14 protein-coding genes are annotated in these 17,316 nt (G+C 65.5%); 5 read left to right on the top strand and 9 right to left on the bottom strand.

Annotation, left to right across the window (positions count from 1 at the left end):
* Positions 1-57: 57 nt before the first annotated feature.
* Together hisD and ACQY4Y_RS06070 are read left to right on the top strand one after the other, a co-directional pair.
* Positions 58-1,341 carry a histidinol dehydrogenase gene (gene hisD / locus ACQY4Y_RS06075; protein ID WP_428489656.1) on the top strand — a complete coding sequence of 428 codons (1,284 nt, stop codon included), beginning with the start codon at positions 58-60 and terminating at the stop codon, positions 1,339-1,341.
* Between the two features lie 74 nt (positions 1,342-1,415).
* Positions 1,416-2,303, top strand: a complete 888-nt coding sequence (locus tag ACQY4Y_RS06070; protein WP_428489655.1) for an enoyl-CoA hydratase — start codon at positions 1,416-1,418, stop codon at positions 2,301-2,303.
* 70 nt (positions 2,304-2,373) lie between these two features.
* Here the strand turns inward: ACQY4Y_RS06070 and ACQY4Y_RS06065 are convergent, their stop codons facing one another.
* Positions 2,374-3,345 (bottom strand): quinone oxidoreductase family protein, encoded by a 972-nt coding sequence (locus ACQY4Y_RS06065; RefSeq protein ID WP_428489654.1) that lies wholly within the window; start codon positions 3,343-3,345, stop codon positions 2,374-2,376.
* A 139-nt stretch (positions 3,346-3,484) separates the two neighbouring features.
* Between ACQY4Y_RS06065 and ACQY4Y_RS06060 the strand changes: the two genes are divergently transcribed.
* Positions 3,485-4,396, top strand: a complete 912-nt coding sequence (locus ACQY4Y_RS06060; protein ID WP_428489653.1) for an SMP-30/gluconolactonase/LRE family protein — start codon at positions 3,485-3,487, stop codon at positions 4,394-4,396.
* A gap of 128 nt (positions 4,397-4,524) precedes the next feature.
* Here ACQY4Y_RS06060 and ACQY4Y_RS06055 read toward each other — a convergent pair whose 3' ends face one another.
* The 5 genes from ACQY4Y_RS06055 to ACQY4Y_RS06035 form a co-directional block, all read right to left on the bottom strand.
* Positions 4,525-6,117: a purple acid phosphatase family protein gene (locus ACQY4Y_RS06055; protein ID WP_428489652.1), complete on the bottom strand. Its 1,593-nt coding sequence runs from the start codon at positions 6,115-6,117 to the stop codon at positions 4,525-4,527.
* A 143-nt stretch (positions 6,118-6,260) separates the two neighbouring features.
* The gene (locus tag ACQY4Y_RS06050) at positions 6,261-8,003 is read right to left on the bottom strand and encodes a thiamine pyrophosphate-binding protein (protein WP_428489651.1); all 1,743 of its coding nucleotides are present in this window, start codon (positions 8,001-8,003) and stop codon (positions 6,261-6,263) included.
* A 393-nt stretch (positions 8,004-8,396) separates the two neighbouring features.
* Positions 8,397-10,091, bottom strand: a complete 1,695-nt coding sequence (locus ACQY4Y_RS06045) for a M3 family oligoendopeptidase (protein ID WP_428489650.1) — start codon at positions 10,089-10,091, stop codon at positions 8,397-8,399.
* A complete protein-coding gene (locus ACQY4Y_RS06040) occupies positions 10,084-11,862 on the bottom strand; it encodes an ABC transporter ATP-binding protein/permease (protein WP_428489649.1) in 1,779 nt (592 codons plus the stop codon). Before ACQY4Y_RS06040 ends, ACQY4Y_RS06045 begins: the two co-directional genes overlap by 8 nt.
* 7 nt (positions 11,863-11,869) lie before the next feature.
* Positions 11,870-12,352 carry a DUF1499 domain-containing protein gene (locus ACQY4Y_RS06035; protein ID WP_428489648.1) on the bottom strand — a complete coding sequence of 161 codons (483 nt, stop codon included), beginning with the start codon at positions 12,350-12,352 and terminating at the stop codon, positions 11,870-11,872.
* A gap of 267 nt (positions 12,353-12,619) precedes the next feature.
* Between ACQY4Y_RS06035 and ACQY4Y_RS06030 the strand changes: the two genes are divergently transcribed.
* The gene (locus ACQY4Y_RS06030; protein WP_428489647.1) at positions 12,620-12,910 is read left to right on the top strand and encodes a DUF4168 domain-containing protein; all 291 of its coding nucleotides are present in this window, start codon (positions 12,620-12,622) and stop codon (positions 12,908-12,910) included.
* A gap of 1 nt (position 12,911) precedes the next feature.
* On the top strand, positions 12,912-13,313 hold the full coding sequence (locus ACQY4Y_RS06025; RefSeq protein WP_428489646.1) for a DUF4168 domain-containing protein: 402 nt from the start codon (positions 12,912-12,914) through the stop codon (positions 13,311-13,313).
* A 142-nt stretch (positions 13,314-13,455) separates the two neighbouring features.
* On the opposite strand, the gene ACQY4Y_RS06020 is transcribed toward ACQY4Y_RS06025, so the two are convergent.
* The 3 genes from ACQY4Y_RS06020 to ACQY4Y_RS06010 form a co-directional block, all read right to left on the bottom strand.
* Positions 13,456-13,890, bottom strand: coding sequence for an acyl-CoA thioesterase (locus ACQY4Y_RS06020; protein ID WP_428489645.1), 435 nt, complete (start codon positions 13,888-13,890; stop codon positions 13,456-13,458).
* Positions 13,891-14,083: 193 nt separating this feature from the next.
* Positions 14,084-14,812 carry a cupin-like domain-containing protein gene (locus ACQY4Y_RS06015; protein WP_428489644.1) on the bottom strand — a complete coding sequence of 243 codons (729 nt, stop codon included), beginning with the start codon at positions 14,810-14,812 and terminating at the stop codon, positions 14,084-14,086.
* Between the two features lie 84 nt (positions 14,813-14,896).
* Positions 14,897-17,299, bottom strand: coding sequence for a putative bifunctional diguanylate cyclase/phosphodiesterase (locus ACQY4Y_RS06010; RefSeq protein ID WP_428489643.1), 2,403 nt, complete (start codon positions 17,297-17,299; stop codon positions 14,897-14,899).
* Positions 17,300-17,316: the final 17 nt, after the last annotated feature.

The raw sequence follows: 17,316 nt of genomic DNA, 5'->3' as shown, positions 1-17,316 counted from the left end.
ACTTGCGAAAATCTGCCAGGCCGCCTATCGCGCCCCAACCACGCGAGAGGCAGGCGCATGATCCGCACCATCAAGCACGGCAGCACCGAGGCCGAAAAGACCGAGGCCGACCGTAAGGTCCGCCAAACCGTCGAAGCCATCCTGGAGGATATCGCTGCCCGCGGCGATGCTGCGGTACGCGATCTGTCGGCCCGGTTCGACAACTGGAAGCCACCCGCGTTCCGGCTGCGGCCGGACGAGGTCCAGTCCCTGATCGCGGGCCTGCCCGACCAGGTGATCAGCGATATCAAGTTCGCCCAGGCGCAAATCCGCCGCTTCGCCCAGGCGCAGAAGGACGCGCTGCATGATATCGAAATCGAAACGCTACCCGGCATCCGTCTCGGCCACAGGAACATCCCGGTCAACAGCGTCGGCTGCTACGTGCCGGGCGGGCGCTATCCGATGGTCGCCTCGGCGCACATGTCGGTACTGACGGCGAAGGTCGCCGGCGTTGCCCGCGTGGCCGCCTGCACGCCGCCGCTGAACGGCGTGCCCCCGGCCGCAACGGTGGCGGCGATGGCGCTGGGCGGCGCCGACGAGATCTACCTGCTGGGCGGCGTCCAGGCGGTCGCCGCGATGGGCCTGGGCACCGACACCATCCCGGCGGTGGATATGCTGGTCGGCCCCGGCAACGCCTTCGTCGCCGAAGCCAAGCGCCAGTTGTTCGGCCGCGTCGGCATCGACCTGCTGGCCGGCCCGACCGAGACCCTCATCATCGCCGATGACAGCGTGGACGCCGAGATGTGCGCCACCGACCTGCTGGGCCAGGCCGAGCATGGGCCGACCTCACCGGCGGTGCTGCTGACCACCTCACGCCGGATCGTCGAGGCCATCGACGCCGAGATCGAGCGGCAGTTGGCGGTGCTGCCGACCGCCGATATCGCCCGCGTCGCGTGGCGCGACCATGGCCAGGTGATCCTCTGCGACAGCGAAGACGAACTGCTGTCCGAGGCCGACCGCATCGCCTCCGAACACGTCCAGGTATTGACCCGGGACCCGCCCTGGTTCCTCGATCGGATGACCAATTACGGCGCCTTGTTCCTGGGGCCGGAGACCAATGTCGCGTATGGCGACAAGGTGATCGGCACCAACCACACGCTGCCGACCAAGCGGGCGGCGCGCTACACCGGCGGCCTGTGGGTGGGCAAGTTCCTCAAGACGGTGACCTATCAGCAGGTCAGCCCCGAGGCGACCGCGATGATCGGCGAATACTGTTCCCGCCTGTGCGCGATCGAGAACTTCGCCGGGCATCAGCAGCAGGCCGATCTGCGAGTGCGTCGTTATGGCGGCAAGAACGCCTGAAGCAGCATCGCGGTTGGGCGGAACTTTCCGATCAGGACAAGCCGATACCGGAACAAAAGCGAGGATCGTTCAACGTGACAGACCCAACAAACCCCACCGCGCAGGTGCGCTTCGAAACCCCGGCGCCGCACGTCGCTCGGATCGTGATGGCCAGGCCCGAGGCGCACAACGCCCAGGGCTTGCAAATGACCTACGAACTGAACGCCGCCTTCGACCGCGCCGCGCACGACGACGCGATCAAGGCGATCATCCTGGCCGGTGACGGACGCAACTTCTCGGCCGGGCACGACCTAGGCGGCGACGGCAGCCAGACCTGGCGCGATTTCGACACCGTCGGCACCTGGGCCGGTTTCGACGCCAACGGCGCGGAGGCACGCTACGGACGCGAAATGGAAATCTACCTGGAGATGTGCGAACGCTGGCGCAACCTCCCGAAACCAACCATCGCGCAGGTGCAGGGCAAGTGTATAGCAGGCGGCCTGATGCTGGCCTGGGTCTGCGACCTGATCATCGCCGCGGACGATGCGTCGTTCAAGGACCCGGTGATCGATTTTGGCATCTGCGGCGTCGAGTTCTTCAACCACCCGTGGGAATTGGGCATCCGCAAGGCCAAGGAGTTCCTGTTCACCGCCGACGAGATCAGCGCACAGGACGCCGCGACGCACGGCATGGTCAACCGCGTGGTGCCGCGCGATGAACTGGTCGCTGTCACCCTTGCCCTGGCGGAAAAGATCGCCAGCAAGCCAGCGTTCGCGCTGAAGGCGACCAAGCAGGCGGTGAACCACGTGCAGGATGTGCAAGGGCGGCGCAACGCGCAGATGCACGCCTTCAGCCTGCACCATCTGCTGCACGCGCATAACGAGCTGGTCTACGGCATGCCGATGGACCCCAACGGCCTGCCCGAAGCGGTCCGCGACAAGGTGCTGGCGCGGATGGCAAGGGCGAAGCAGGCGAAGACATAGTAACCGTGCCCGCTCTCGGTTGTTTTGCTGCGTTTTAGCTTGAACGTTTCGGCCAAGACGCGATCAGGTGCTATCCCCAGGGCCGCAGCACGACGCGGCCGGCGGCCCCATTCGCGGCGTTTTGATACGCCGCCACCGCGTCGGCCAGGGCAAACACCTCCACGATCGGGACCGGGCGGTAGTCGCCCGCTTCGAAGCCGGGGCGCAGCGCTTCCAGCAGGGCGGCCGATGCGGTCTGATCCAGCTGCAGTGTGTCGATGCCGAACAGCCGGCTTTCGTTGTGGTAGAAGTCCGCCAGGTTGAAACTCACCTCTCGCCCGCCGGTGGCACTCATTGCCACCAGCCGGCCGCGCCGAGCCACGCACTCCGCCGCGTGGCGGAACATCACGCCACCGACGCAATCCAGCACCACGTCGGCGCCGCGCCCGCGGGTAACCTGCCGCACCGCCGCGGGAATTTCGGCCGCGTCGGCGATCACCGAGGTTCCCACCGCGATGATTGCAGAGCCCGGACGCGGTGGCCGGCGATCCGTGCCGATGATGCGGGCGCCGATGCGCTTGGCGATCTGCACGCCGGCATTGCCGACCCCGCCGCTGGCGGCGATGATCAGAACCGTTTCGCCCGCACGCAGATCGGCGGCCTCGACCAAACCTTTCCATGCGGTAATGAAGCTGACCCCGACGCAGGCCGCCTGATCGAAATCCAGCACTGCCGGCTTGCGCCGCAGGCTGGCGGCGGGAACCAACATATATTCCGCGTGCGAACCATCCCGGGTGAACCCGCTGTCACCGCCGGTGCCCCAGACCTCGGCACCGATCCAGCCCGCGGGTCCGGCCGTGACCACGCCGGCGAAGTCGCGTCCGGGAGTGCGCGGCAGCGTGGTCTGTGCCATCGCGCCGTCGACGTTCTTCCAGTCGCTGGGGTTGATCGAGGCGGCCTCGACCCGGATCAGCGCTTCGTCCGCGCCCGGCGACAGGTCGGCGATGGTTTCCACCTTCAGCACGTCCGGCTTGCCGTGGCGGGTGAACCTGACAGCCCTCATGGTGGTGGCTCCGACAATCGTGGCGCCTCGCTTGACGCCGGGTTCTTGCGCGTCGCTTGACGCTTCGTCTCAGCGCGTCGCTTGACGCGAAGATCATTCGGACGACACTGCCTCAACCCCGAAAAGGAGGAAACACCGCATGAGCGACGTCACCATCATCGCAACCGGTTTTGGCTTTCCGGAGGGCCCCGTGGTGTGCCCCGACAGTTCGATCATCCTGACCGAGATCCGCAACAACCAGCTCTCCAAGGTCACAACGGACGGCAAGGCCAACGTGTTCTCGCGCTGCGGCGGCGGTCCGAACGGGCTGGCGTTTGGCCCCGATGGCGCGCTGTATTTGTGCAACAATGGCGGCAGCCGCTATGTCGAGGGCTACTCGATGGGCGTCGCACCGCATCCGGACTACAGGTTCGGCTATATCCAGCGGATCGACGCGAAAACTGGTGACGCGAAGACGCTTTACACCGAGGTCGGCGGCAACAAGCTGTCGGCGCCGAACGATATCGTGTTCGATACCCAGGGTGGCTTCTACTTCACCGACCTCGGCAAGCGCTACGCGCGCCATCGCGACCACGGCGGACTGTACTACGCGCTGCCCGACGGGTCGAAGGTGACCGAGATCGCATTCCCGATCCTCAGCCCCAACGGCTGCGGCCTGTCGCCGGATGGCAAGACCCTCTACGCCGCCGACACCGAGGGCGCTCGGTTGTGGGCGTTCGACATCGAGGCACCGGGCCTGCTTCGCAAGCCCGCCCCGCACGCCCACCACAGCGGCCGGGTGATCGCCGGCCTGCCCGGCAACGCCCGGTTCGACAGCCTGGCGGTGATGGCGAACGGCAACATCGCGGTCGCGACCTTGAACACCGGCTACATCACCGAGATTTCGCCCGGCGGTGAGATCGTGCGCGCGGAGAAGATGCCCGACCAGTATCCGACCAACATCTGCTTCGGCGGCGCCGACATGCGCACCGCCTATATCACGCTGTCCGACAGCGGGCGGTTGGGGTCGATGCAGTGGCCGACGCCGGGACTGAAGCTGAACTTCGGCTGACCACGCATCGCACGCTGCGGCTCATCTGCCAGCCGATTGCAAGCAAGCGCCGGGCGTCCGCGCTGCGGCGCGTGATCTGATGTTCGAAAAACGGGCGAGATATCGCGCCGCTCCTCTGCTGCGCGATGCTAGTCCTGGCGCGGCCGCCGCAGCGTGAACGTCTCGAACGCCGCCAGCGCACCATCCGGTCCCACGACGTCGTAGTACACCACCTGCATGGTGGTGAACCCCCCACGTTCGGATCCCGGATCAACACTGAACGCGGCGAAGCCATAGGCGTGCGCCGCGTTGCGCACCGCCGACCAGGGCGCGTCCTCCTTGACGTAGACCGGCACCCGCTTTTTCGTTGCCGGATCGACCGCCCCGACCGATACGATCACGCGGCACTGCGGCGGATTGAAAAACAGCTGGTTCGACGGCACCGACGTTCCACCGCCACCGATCACCATGTGTACCGTTCCCTTGCTGGTGTCGATCACCTCGGTGGCGAGCGAGGCGGGTTTCGGCGTCAATGTCTGGTTCGCCTCCTGGCCACGGATCGGGTGGGAACGTTCGTAATGATGTTCGTGCCCACACACCACCAGGTCGACGTTGTACCGATCGAACAGCGGCACCCATTCCTCGCGGATCCCGAGATCGGCGCCGTTGAATTTGTCAGCCGTCGAGATCGCGACCTGGTGCATGCAAACCACCACCCAGTCGATATCGCGGTTCGCTCGCGTGGCCGCCAACTCTTTCTCCAGCCAGGCTTTCTGTGCCCCGGACGAATAGCCCCTGACGTAGGAATTGCCGCCGTCCTGGTAGGTGACGTCGTCGTTGGCGATACTGATCACCCGCACCGAACCGGCGGTGAAGGCATACCAGAGCCCGCGTGTCACCTCGGTCTGGCCGGTGGCGTCCGGCACCGAGAAATAGGTCTGATAGGCCTGATAGCCGATCGGTCCGTTGCCGAGTTCGTTCTCGTGGTTGCCGGGTGAGGGCATCCACGGGCGATTGCGCGCGCTGCGCGTGTTGTTCGCCCAGAAGTCCGACCAGGTCCGCACCCGGTCCGCGGCCAGATTGGCGTAACACAGATCGCCATTGAACAAGTGGAACAGCGGCCGCAGTTGCTCGACGCCGAGTGTCGTGTCCGCCGCGGCCGGTGAGCCGAGATTGTCGTTGACGAACACCGGGGCCGGCAGCGTGACCCCCGGTGGCGGGACGAACTTCTTGCCGGTGGTCGGTGTGCCCTGATCGCCGAAACTGGTGAAGGTGAACGGCGCCCGGCCGCGTGGCGACGTCCGGAACGTGCCGAATTCCGGCGCCGCGCCGTCATGCATGGCGCCATACATGTAGGTGGAGTCGGCCTGAAGTCCGCTGATCTTGGCATGATAGGCATGGACCACCTGCTTCGATTTGCCATCGACGTAGCTGGTCGGCTTGGCGTCCACGGTTTGCTCGAACTTGCCATCGGGGCGGCCCAGCACGACGCGCGGATTGCGGACCGGTTGCAGGGTGTGCCAGGACACCGTGACGTCAGACGACGCATCCGCGCCGAACTGCAAATGCAGCCCCCCCACCGTGGGCATCCGCCCAGGCGATTGGCCAGGAACCGCGGCGGCCTGGGCATCCCCAATAACGTTGACGGAAGCCGCTACCACTGCCCCTGATCCGATGCCTGCCGCTGCAAGCAGGGTGCGACGACTGAGTTCAAGGGTGAGTCCTGGGTCTTCCGCGGTCATGGGGTCCATCCTGTCATGTCGGAGCCGACCGGTGCCGCACGAACCGAGCGCAAGACTAGCGCGACTCTATGACAGTTGCGAGGCAAGCGTGCCGGAACCTCGCATTGTATTGCCCAAACCGAGGGGGTTGCTTGGGGTTGCCGCTACGTTGTGCCGATTGGGATTTCGATCAGGTTCGGTCGGTTTGAGGCAATGCCATCTTCCACGGCGCCTGCGATGTCGACGGCCCGCGCCACGCGGCGGGCGGGCACGCCCATCGCAGCGGCCAGCGCCAGAAAATCGATCGGAGGGTCGCTAATGTCCATCGCGATGAAGCGGTTGGCGCGCGGGCTAAGATAGTGCGGCTGCGACTTCGAGAAGTTCTTCAGAATGTTGTACTCGCGGTTGTTCATCACCACGAAGGTCACCGGGAGGCCCTCGTAGGCCGCCGTCCAGAGAGCCTGCGGGGAATACATCGACGCACCATCGCCCAGAAGCGCCACGACCGGTTGGCGGTCGAGCCCGAGTGACCAGCCGACCGCGGCCGGCATGCCCCAGCCAAGGCCACCGCCGCGACAGGCGGAATACTGCCGCGGCGATGATGATTCGAGCAGCGAGCGGACGCTGACCATGGTGGCGGGCGCCTCGTCGATGATGGCGACATGCGGCCCGATCGCGCGCACCACTTCCGCGGCCGCCACGAAGGGCGTCGTCACCGCGGCCACTGACTCGGATTTAACTCTCTCCCGCAGCGCCGCGCGGCGGGTTTCGTGGTCAGTTGCCGCGGTTTCCCAGAGCGCCGCGATGGCCCCCCTGTGGCGCGCGAGCTTGCGGTCGAGCATCGGCAACAGAACCGTAAGCGATGCCTTGATATCGCCCATGCAGGACAATTCCGTTGCGTAGGTCCGGCCGAGGTCTCGCACGTCGGACGACAGCTGGAAGACCTTGCAGCTCGGCGGCACCGCCGGTCCTTCAGAATAGAGAATCGTGATCAGCGACTTTCCGCCGAGCGCGAAAACGGCGTCGTAGGATTCAAGGATGGCGCGAATTTCGGATGCCTTGGTCGGCAGGTTGCCGTGCCACAGCGGATGCGCTGTCGGAAACGGAATGTGCGCCGGCCAGGAGGAGCCGAACACGGGTGCCGCGAACGCTTCGGCCAAGGCGACGGTCTCGGCACTGGCGCCGGAGGGCGAGATCTCATCGCCCGCTATAAGCGCAAGCCGGCCAGGCTTGATCGCGGCCAACATGTCGGAGAGCCGATCGAGCGATCCGGCCACGGCGGCGCGATCGATCGTTGAGAGTTCGGCGATCTCGACCGTGCTGGTTTGCTCCATGACGTTCATCGGCAGCGACAGGAAGACGGGACCGGACGGTGCGGCTGTACAGTCATGGAAGGCGCGGCGGACCAGCAATGGAATCTGGTCGGGATTGATGATCTCGGTGGCCCACTTCATCGCCGGGCCGGCAATCCTAACGAGGTCGCCCGACAGTAGCGGATCAGTCAGGTTGTGGCGCATATCCTGTTGGCCCGCGGTGACCACGAGAGGCGTGTTGGATACCTGGGCATTGATCAGGGCTCCCATGCCATGACCGAGGCCGCCCGCGGTATGCAGATTGACGAAGCCTGGGCGGCCCGAAGCATTGGCGTAACCGTCCGCCATGGCCACCGCGCTGGCTTCCTGCAGGCCCCAGATGTAGCGGATGTCGGGCGCCCCGGTGAGCGCATCCATCAGAGCCAGTTCGGTCGTGCCGGGGTTGCCAAAGATATAGCGACAGCCCTCGCTGCGCAGTACTTCCAACAGCACGGCCGCGCCGCGCCGTGGCTCGATCGCGTCCAGCCGCTTGATCCCGGTATCAACCATCCGCTGCGTCCTTATATGTCGACATAAGATCAATTCGCCGCTCAAGACTTCGGAAGATCAGGCGAACGACGCAACTGATATTTCTCACGCGATGGTGGCGCGATGCGTCGAGGGGCGATAGCCACACCTCAAACCCGGACCGGGCCAAAGTCTTGTGCTCCTCTGGCCGCGGCTCCTCTGGCCGCTGTTCGTGCCCCCGCGAAACCTTTCGCCGATTTGCTTGGATACGGCGGACCGGCCGGTCGAAGGTTGCGGTCAGATCGGCGACCGCTCAAACTCTATAATCGGTCGCGCGGGCTAGGGCACGATGAGTACGGCATCAGTCGGAGCCGAGGACTTGCGGGACTTGAAGATGATCTTCGGGGCCCCACAGATATTTGCCCCCTCAGATTACGTCAGCTGGATTTCACAATACCTAATATAAGATAAACTTTACCACTAAACTCCCAGCACCGCCGCCGCCTCTTTCACGACGTCCGCCAGCGCCCCATCAGCGAACGGCGACACCAGCCCCGCCGACCGAACCAGGTCCTGGAACGGCGCTGATCCGCCGCGCGCGCAAAGCCGCACATAGGCTTCCATCGCGGCCGTGTAGTCACGCCTCGAGCGCACCCAGAACTGCATCGCGCAGCACTGCGCCAGGGTGTAGTCGATGTAGTAGAACGGCGATCCATAGATGTGCGGCTTGGCCTGCCAGCGGCCGCCCTGGCGCAGGAACGCCAGGTCGCCATAATCGGTCCACGGCATGTAGATCGCCTCCAGCCGAACCCACATCGCGTGCCGGTCGGCGGGCGAGGCGTCGGGGTGGGCATAGACCTCGTGCTGGAAGTGATCGACGCAGACCCCATACGGCAGCAGCGCCAACGCCCCGATCAGGTGCATGCGGCGGAAGCGGTCGGCGGCGTCCTCACCGACCAGCTTGCCGATGCCGGGATGGGCCAGGAACTCCAGCGCCATCGAGTTGATCTCGGCCGCCTCCATCGTCGGCCACAGGTAGTCCACGCCGGGTTGGTCGCGGCTTTCCCAGTTCTGGAAGGCGTGCCCCATCTCGTGGGTGAACACGCCGACGTCGTGATGGGTGCCGTTGAAGTTGGCGAAGATGAACGGCACGCCCTGGGTCGGGAACGACGTGCAGAAGCCGCCGCCGGCCTTGCCGGGACGGTTCTTCAGGTCCATGAACCCGCCCTCGCTCATCAGCCGGTAGAAGCCGGCGAGGCGGGGGTCCATGGCCTCGAACATGGTCTGCGCGGCGGCCACCAGCGTGTCGTGGTCGCCCTCCGGCCTGGGGTTGCCGGCGGGATCGATCAGCGCCTCGTCCCAAAACCGCAACCGGTCCCAACCGTTGGCGACGCGGCGAGCCTCCAGCAGGCGCGCCACCAGGGGCACGACGTGGCGAACCACCTGCTCGCGGTAGCGCGCGACGTCGGCCGACCCGTAGTCCACCCGTCGCAGCCGCCGATAACCAAGTGCGGTGTAGTCGGCAAATCCCAACTTGCGGGCCATCGCGTGGCGCAGTTTGACCAACTGGTCGTAGAGCGAGTCCAACGCCTCGGCGTTGGCCGCGAAGAACCCCCAGCGTACTTGCTCCGCCTGATGCCGCACCGACCGGTCGGGGTGTTCCGCATAGGGTCCGAGGCCGGCCAGGTTCACGCTCTGTCCGGCGATCTCCAGCTTGGCCGAGGCCAGCAACTCGGTGTAGTGGGCGGACAGCCGAGCCTCTTGTTCCAGATCGGGCTTGATGGCGGGATCGAAGGTGGTGACGTCGGTTTGCCACAGACGCAGGGCGTGCGGCCCGACCAGGGCGGCGAGGTCGGACTGATCGGGATCGGCCAGCAGGCGGCGCTTGACCGCGGTTTCGAGGTCGGCTGCCTCGGGTGCCAGCGTGTCGGCGTAGTCCCGATCCGCCCGCGCCGTCGCATCGGCGGTGTCCTGGGCGAAACGCAGATGCGCCAGCGCCGTCCAGGTGTCGAACCGCCGCCGCAGCGCGTCCCATTCGGCCAGCGCGGCGCCGCGTTCAGCCCGATCCAGCCGGGCGTTGATGGCGGCATATTCGGCGGTCAGGCCAGCCCGGGTCGGCTTCGGTTCGCTGATGCTGTCGAACCGCGGCCCATCGACGTTTGGGGCGTCAGTCACCGGCCGGCTCCGGCACCACATCGGAGGTCACCAGCGTGCCGGTCTTGCCGACCTGGCGGGAGAGACTGAGCCGTTTGTCGTGGAACGCGGCGACCGAGGGACGGTGGGCGATCGACACCAGGGTGGCATCGGGCAGCCGGTGCTTCAGCGCCTGATAGAGTTCTTCCTCGGCCTCGGGGTCGACGCTGGCGGTGGCCTCGTCGAGGAAGATCCAGTCCGGTTTCGCCAGCAGGGCCCGCGCGAAGCCCAGCCGCTGCTGTTCACCCATCGACAGCCGGACCGGCCAGTTGTCGTCGTGGTCCAGCCGGTCGCAGAATTGCCCCAGGCCGACGTCTCGCAACACCTGGGCCATCTCCTCGGGGCTGAACGAACCAACCGGATTGGGATAGGTAATGACGTGCCGCAGGGTGCCCAGCGGCACGTAGGGGCGTTGCGGCACGAAGAACGAGCGGGGCGGGATCCGCACCTCGCCTGACCCGAACGGCCAGATCCCCGCCAGGGTGCGGAACAGCGTGGTCTTGCCCGCCCCGGATCGGCCGGTGACGACGACCGAGTGCCCCGGTGTCAGCAGCAAGTCGGCCCCTTCCAGCAGTTTGGTCCCGTCGGGCAGCGTCATGGTGACATCGCTCAGCCGCAGATTGCCGTCCGTCGAAGTCGCCGGATCAAAGCCGCCATGGGTCTCGGCCTGCGCCTTCAGGATCGCTCTGTGGAAGGTGGCAAGACGCTCGACGATCGCGCGCCAGACCGCAAGCTGGCCGTACGAGGCGACGAACCATGACATCGACCCCTGGACCTGGCCGAACGCGCCCGCCGTCTGCACCAGGCCGCCGAGCTGCATCGACCCGGCGAAGTAGCGCGGCGCGGCGACCACGATCGGGAAGATGCCGGCGACCTGGTCATAGGTCCCGGTCAGGGTGTTCAGCAGCTTGGTCCGGGTCATGATCTGGCGCCAGTTGACGATTACCGCGGAGAACCGTTCGCGCAGGTTGACACCTTCTTCTTCCTCGCCGTGATACAGCGCGATGTTCTCCATGTTTTCGCGCACCCGGACCAGGGCGTAGCGGAAATCCGCCTCCACGCGCTGCTGACGGAAACTCAAGATCGACAACGGCCGCCCGACCAGATGGGTCAGCCAGGTGCCGATCGCGGCATAGCCCAGCGCCACCCAGACCATGTAGCCGGGGATGGTGATGCCAAGCAGCGTAACCGAGCCGGACAGGCTCCACAGGATGCCGACGAAACTGAACAGCGAAACCAGGTTCGACAGCAGGCCGAGGCTCAGGCTGAGCGTGTTGTCGGTGAAGTCGCGCAGATCCTCGGCGACGCGCTGGTCGGGGTTATCGGTGCCGATCGCCGCCGGATCGGCGGTCAGGCTGATATGGTAATAGGCGCGATCGGACATCCATTCGTTGAGGAACTTGCGCGTCAGCCAGCGGCGCCAGCGGATCTGCAGCAACTGGTTGAGGTAGACCGAGTAGACATAGAGCCCGATGTAGACCACGGCGACCTCGCAGAACCCGGGCAGCAGCCCGATCGGCGTCCGGCGATACAGGAACAGCAGTTGCAGGAACGCTTTCCAGTCTTTCTCCTGCAGCGAATTGTAGAATTCGCGGTGCCAGAAGCTCAGTACCACGCTGAGCCCGACCAGGGTCAGGTTCATCGCGACGATCGCCGCCAACAGGCCTCGCGCGGCCCAGCGCTCCTCCGAGGTCAAGAAATAGGGCCGGGTCAGACGCCAGGCGTCTTTCAGGAAGGGGCCGATACCGCGCATCTACGGGTTATCTCTCGCTGGAAGGGGGGAGTTTCGTCCGCAGCGCGGCGAGCCAGGTTGCGACGCGCTTGCGGTTCACACCGAGGTCGGACTGGCCATACACACTGCGCGAGTAGAGGATCAGCAGGCTGCCGTCGGGGCCGGCGGACTGCACCTGCACCATGATCAGGTCGGGGAAATTGAACACCGCGGAGCGGGCGACGTAGTGCACCTGGAGCTGCTCGGCATAGAGCGCGGCCTGATAGGTGCGAGGCTGTGCTGCCGCCACCGCCTGCACCAGGGCGAACAACGCATTTGGCGCCAGCGCGTAATGCGGGGTGACGATGTCCGGCGTCGGGGTGAAGCCGGCCGGTGCGGCCAGGGCGGTGTTCGGAGTGGCCGGGCGCACCAGATGGGCCACGTCCATCAGTGGTGGCACGGGCAGTCCGGCCGCCGCGGGGAAGCCGCAGGCGGGAAGCACCAGGCCGATCAGCCAGGCAAACGGCATCATCCGGCAAAAGCGGGCATCATCGTGCCGGTGATGCCCGGAAAGCAGGCAGTCGGCAAGTTACTTCCAAAAAAGGCCAGGCCGCGCCCCAGGTGAGGCGGTCTTGTTGCGACGGATTAACGCCCCGATTCGCCTTGTCTTGCGTTTTTTTGCGCCGCAACAGGGCGTCTGCCCAGCGGGCCGCATTTCGGATGAACCCGATGCGTGCCGCCTCGTTGGAGTCCGGGTGGTCCGCGAGGATCACGATTGAACACAACAACGGAGAACACCATGGCACCGTTTCAGACCAACCAGGCCACTATGTCGCAAGACATGGTGACGCGGGTCGGTTCGGCCGCCGGGCGTGTCGCGAAGATTCAACAGGACTACGCGACGCAGGCTGAATCCGAAACCGCCACCGACGCTCGTGAGGCGCTGGCAAGCCGGGCGCGGGCGGCGGCCGAGCGGGTGATCGATGAGCAGGGGATTTCGATCGATGATTACAATGCCGTGCTGACGGCGGCGGAAGGTGATCCGGATCTTGAGCAGCGATTGCTGGATGCGGCGCGGGAGGTGCTTTGAGATGCGGCATTTCTTGATCGCAGCCAGCGTGGCCCTCGGCTTGGCTCCCGCGCTTGCAATAGCCGCTCCTGACCAGATGTCGCCGGCGCAGCCAGCGGCGCCGAGTGCTCCTGGCACCGCTCCGGGCATCGCTCCGGGTGCGTCGATCCCGGACGGAACGATCGGCAAGGCGGGCGCCGCGCTGCGCGACGTGGCCAAGCTGCAGGAAAAGTACCAGGGCCAGATGGAGCAGGCCACGCCGGACCAGAAAAAGGGCTTGAGCGAGCAGGCCAACGCCGAGGCAGTCCAGGCGATTCAGTCGCACGGGCTATCGGTGCAGGAATACTCGACCGTGGTGCGGACGGCGCAGAACAATCCGCAGGTCAAGCAGCGGTTGCTGGCCGCCGCCAACAACGCCCAGTAGCGGCGACAGGGGCGTGACCGTTCGGGTCTCGCCCCTGGGTGACCGCGAAGGTTGCTCTCTATGCGTTTGCTATGGCGTTGCGCCTGAATTGCGGGAATGAGTGGCACGCAGTTGAGTTGCGGTTCGCGCGCCCTGGACACGCCTATGCCTCGATCAGCGTCAGCTTGGCGCGCGCCGCCTGCGGGATCGGCACCGGCCGCTGCACGCCCCGCTCCACGAAAACATGAACAAAATGACCCTCCGCCGCGGCAACGTCGTCGTCGTTGCGAAAGATGCCGATCTCGTAGCGCACCGAGCTTTGCCCGATCGTCGCCACCCGGATGCCGACCATGACCCTGTCCGGAAACGCAAGCGAGGCATGATACCGGCACGCCACCTCCGCCACCACGCAATGCACCGGCCCGTCCAGCAGACCAACCACCTGCTCGGTCATCTCGTAATAAGTCACCGCGGTGTCGAAGAACGAGAAGTAGTTCACGTTGTTCACATGCTGGAACACATCGTTGTCCATCCACCGCGTGGTGATGGCATGGAACCAGCGGTAATCGGCACGTTTTCCCGGCGGCTGACGGCTCATGCTGTGCGCTATCCTGCATCGTTGGCGACGCCCTGCATTACCCCGCCGCCGGATCGTTGGACAGCGCCGGCCGCGGGTGCCACATGGCGCGCCGATCAGCCGATCAGCCGATCAGCCGATCAGGTCAGCCGATCAAACGATCGCCGTGCCGTGTCGCTGCAAACCCGGGCCGCAAGGTCAGCCAGGAAATGCTCTACGCGGTTTCAAAGGCGCCATGGAAATTGGTGAACGAAACGCTGATGCAAACATCCAGCGCCCGGACGTGATGCCACCAGCCGACTGGGATGAACAATGCCTCGCCGGGATCGAGGTCGAACACAACTTTGTCTGCGTAACGATAGAGCGGATGACGAATCAGGTCGGGTTGTTCACAATCCACCTCCGCGAACACCCCGACATTGTTATAAACCAGCGCCCTTTGCGCCGCCGGGATCATGGTCACCCGCTTGCGGCCCCGCACCTGTGCCAGGATGATGTCAGCGGTGTCGTGATGCAGCGGCGTTACCGTGCCTGCGGGTCCGAACCAGAAGAAAACGAAACCATCACGGCGATCGTCCAGCAATTCCGGGAACCCAGCGATATCTTCGTATAGCTGCTTGGCACCCTCGGTCCGCATGAACTCGTTCTGGGCGACCAGATAAAAATCGTTGGTCTGCCCAGCTTCGTTCACTTTGCGGACGTAGTCACCAAAGCGCATCGCCGTGCGCCGCCGCTCCGAGTGGATTTCGTACTCCGAATCAGTTTCCCTTCCGGTCATCACCTGGACCGTTTCGTGACCACAGAGCCGATCGAGATAGTCCGGGTTCCATCGCGTCATGGCCGGCCAGCTCTGCATCCCGCCGGTCAAGATCACCGGGCGGCTTCCGCTTCGGTATCGAGCGGAGAACTCTTCCCGAGAAATACTGTGGCGGCGTTCAATCAATCCGGGATCCTCCTGATGGCCAACCCAAAGGCTCCCACGGCGGCGCACTGAAGTCGGACGTGTGGGGCTCGCTCTCCATGTGCCTTATTCCGCCGCGACCGAGACATCCACGGGCTGCCGTTCGGGGTCGTGCTGGATCGCCAGCGTCGCGTTGCCATGCTCACGCAGCATTTCCAGGACGTCCCGCGCCGGTTTCGGTTTGCTGAAGAAATAGCCCTGAATTTCGCCGCACCCCTCGGACCGCAGCGCTTCCAGTTGCGCCTCGGTCTCGACTCCCTCGGCGTTGACCGACATGTGCAACGACCGCCCCAGGCCGATCACCGCGCGCACAATGGTGCGGCAATCCTCCTGTTCGGCAATGCCTTTGACGAAAGACTGGTCGATCTTGATCTTGTCGAACGGGAAACGGCGGAGGTAACTGAGCGAGGAATAGCCGGTACCGAAATCGTCCATCGCGATGCGGATGCCCATCGCGCGCAACGCGTGCAGCGTCTTCAGCACGCTGTCGGCATCCTGGATCAGCACCGATTCGGTAATTTCCAGTTCCAGGCGGCGGGGCGCGAGACCCGACGCCTGCAGTGCTTGAGCCACGTCATCGACCAGGGATCGGCCCTGGAACTGCAGCGGCGATAGATTGACCGCCACTTTCAGTGTGCCCGGCCAGGTCGCCGCGTCGGCGCAGGCCTGGTTCAGCACCCATGCCCCCATCGGGCCGATCAGGCCGGTTTCCTCGGCGATCGGAATGAAGTCGGCGGGGCTGACCATGCCGCGCTTCGGGTGGCGCCAGCGCAGCAGCGCCTCGAACCCGGCGATGCCGCCGGTTTGCACCAGCGGCTGATAGAACACCTCGAAGTGCTTGTCGTTCAGCGCCTGACGCAGGTCCAGTTCTAGCGCCCGCTTGATCTGCACGGCATCGTCCATCTCTCGTTCGAAGAAACGGAACGTGCCGCGGCCGTCGTTCTTTGCCCGATACATCGCCAGATCGGCCCGCTTCAACAGGGCCTCGCCGGCTTCCAGGCCATCCATCGACAGCGCGATGCCGATGCTGACGCCGATCACCACCTCGCGGCCATCGATCAGGAACGGCTTGCCCATGAGGTCCACCAGGCGCTTGGCCAGCGCGGTCGCCTCGGTCGGCTGGTTGGCCTTTTCCTGCACGATGACGAATTCGTCGCCACCGAGACGCACCACCAGATCGGTTTCACGGGTGCACTGGCGCAGCCGTTCGGTAACCAGCCGCAACAGCTCGTCGCCGGCAGCGTGGCCCAGGGTATCATTTACGATTTTGAAGCGGTCCAGATCGAGGCAAAGCATCGCGATACCATCACCGCGCCGCGCCCGAGCCAGGCTGCCGGCGAGGTGCTCGGTGAACAGCAGGCGGTTGGGCAGGCCGGTCAGGCCGTCGTGACGGGCCAGATGGGCCATCCGGCTCTCCGTCGCGCGGCGCTCCGAGATATCCTCGTAGGTCGCGACCCATCCGCCGCCAGCCACGGCGTGCTGGGACACCGCGATCACCCTGCCGTCGGGAAGTTCGCAGGTCAGTGCCGATAGCGAGGTGTCACGCGCATTGCCCACCAGCAGGTCCAGGCCGGCGTCGTGCAGCACGGTTTCGACCAGCGCCTCGGTGTTGGGGGTTCCGAACATCTCGGCGAAGCGCTGGTTGCTGATCACCAGGCGCCCGTCGACCCCGAACAGGCAGAGCCCCTGGGTCATGTTATCGAGCGCCGCCTCCAGCCTGGCATGCTGCCGGGCCAGTTCACCGGCGTGGCTGGTGGCTTGCTGCTGCATCAGTGCGTGAATCCGGGCCAGCGCGTCAGCGATGCTGGACTGCATGATGGACAGGGCGCGTAGCAGTTCCGCGGTCTCGCCGCGGCCGGTGACCGGGATCACATTGTCGAGCTTGCCGGAGGCGATGGCCTGGGCGACCCGGACCGCCCTGCGCACCGGCGGGGCGATCAGCCCATTGAGTAGAAATGTGATGCTGAGCGCGCCCAGCACGGTCAGGCCGATGACCAGTGAGGTGCGCCGGGCTTGTGCCGCGACCATTGCCTCGACGCTGCGGCGATAGTGGAAGCCATCCCCGGCGAAGGTTTCGACGGCCTGCTCAAATTCCGACTGCACCGCCGCCAGCGCTCGTTCGGTGGCGACCTGGTCGGGCTGGTGAACGGCGGATGCGACCGCGCCGCCGAGCCGGCTGGCGGCGTCGCGGCCCTCGGGCGACATGGCACGATCGCGCGCCACCGACAGATCGTCGAGCACCGCCTCGACCGCGTCCGGCTGCACCGGGCCGCGATGGGCCGAGGCCGCCAACTCGGCGAAGCCGACCTGTGCCGAGCGCAGATAGCTGACACCCATGAAGGCGTCGTCGTAGATCCGTAACGCTAACGAACCCAGATCGCGTTCCGCCTTCTGGGCATAGGCACCAAGCCCCGCCGCCAGCAGGGTCAGCGCCGCGCAGCCAAATAGTATTTTAGAGCGTATGGACACAATCGTTCCTGCGCGGC

Source organism: Rhodopila sp. (assembly GCF_965277165.1).
Lineage (GTDB): Bacteria > Pseudomonadota > Alphaproteobacteria > Acetobacterales > Acetobacteraceae > Rhodopila.
This window is presented reverse-complemented; position numbering and strand designations above follow the sequence as displayed.

Bases quoted from the DNA above. Each gene is read 5' to 3' on its own strand.
- hisD (WP_428489656.1), top strand. From the start codon at position 58: ATGATCCGCACCATCAAGCACGGCAGCACCGAGGCCGAAAAGACCGAG.
- ACQY4Y_RS06065 (WP_428489654.1), bottom strand. From the start codon at position 3,345: ATGAGGGCTGTCAGGTTCACCCGCCACGGCAAGCCGGACGTGCTGAAG.
- ACQY4Y_RS06060 (WP_428489653.1), top strand. From the start codon at position 3,485: ATGAGCGACGTCACCATCATCGCAACCGGTTTTGGCTTTCCGGAGGGC.
- ACQY4Y_RS06055 (WP_428489652.1), bottom strand. From the start codon at position 6,117: ATGACCGCGGAAGACCCAGGACTCACCCTTGAACTCAGTCGTCGCACC.
- ACQY4Y_RS06040 (WP_428489649.1), bottom strand. From the start codon at position 11,862: ATGCGCGGTATCGGCCCCTTCCTGAAAGACGCCTGGCGTCTGACCCGG.
- ACQY4Y_RS06035 (WP_428489648.1), bottom strand. From the start codon at position 12,352: ATGATGCCGTTTGCCTGGCTGATCGGCCTGGTGCTTCCCGCCTGCGGC.
- ACQY4Y_RS06030 (WP_428489647.1), top strand. From the start codon at position 12,620: ATGGCACCGTTTCAGACCAACCAGGCCACTATGTCGCAAGACATGGTG.
- ACQY4Y_RS06025 (WP_428489646.1), top strand. From the start codon at position 12,912: ATGCGGCATTTCTTGATCGCAGCCAGCGTGGCCCTCGGCTTGGCTCCC.
- ACQY4Y_RS06020 (WP_428489645.1), bottom strand. From the start codon at position 13,890: ATGAGCCGTCAGCCGCCGGGAAAACGTGCCGATTACCGCTGGTTCCAT.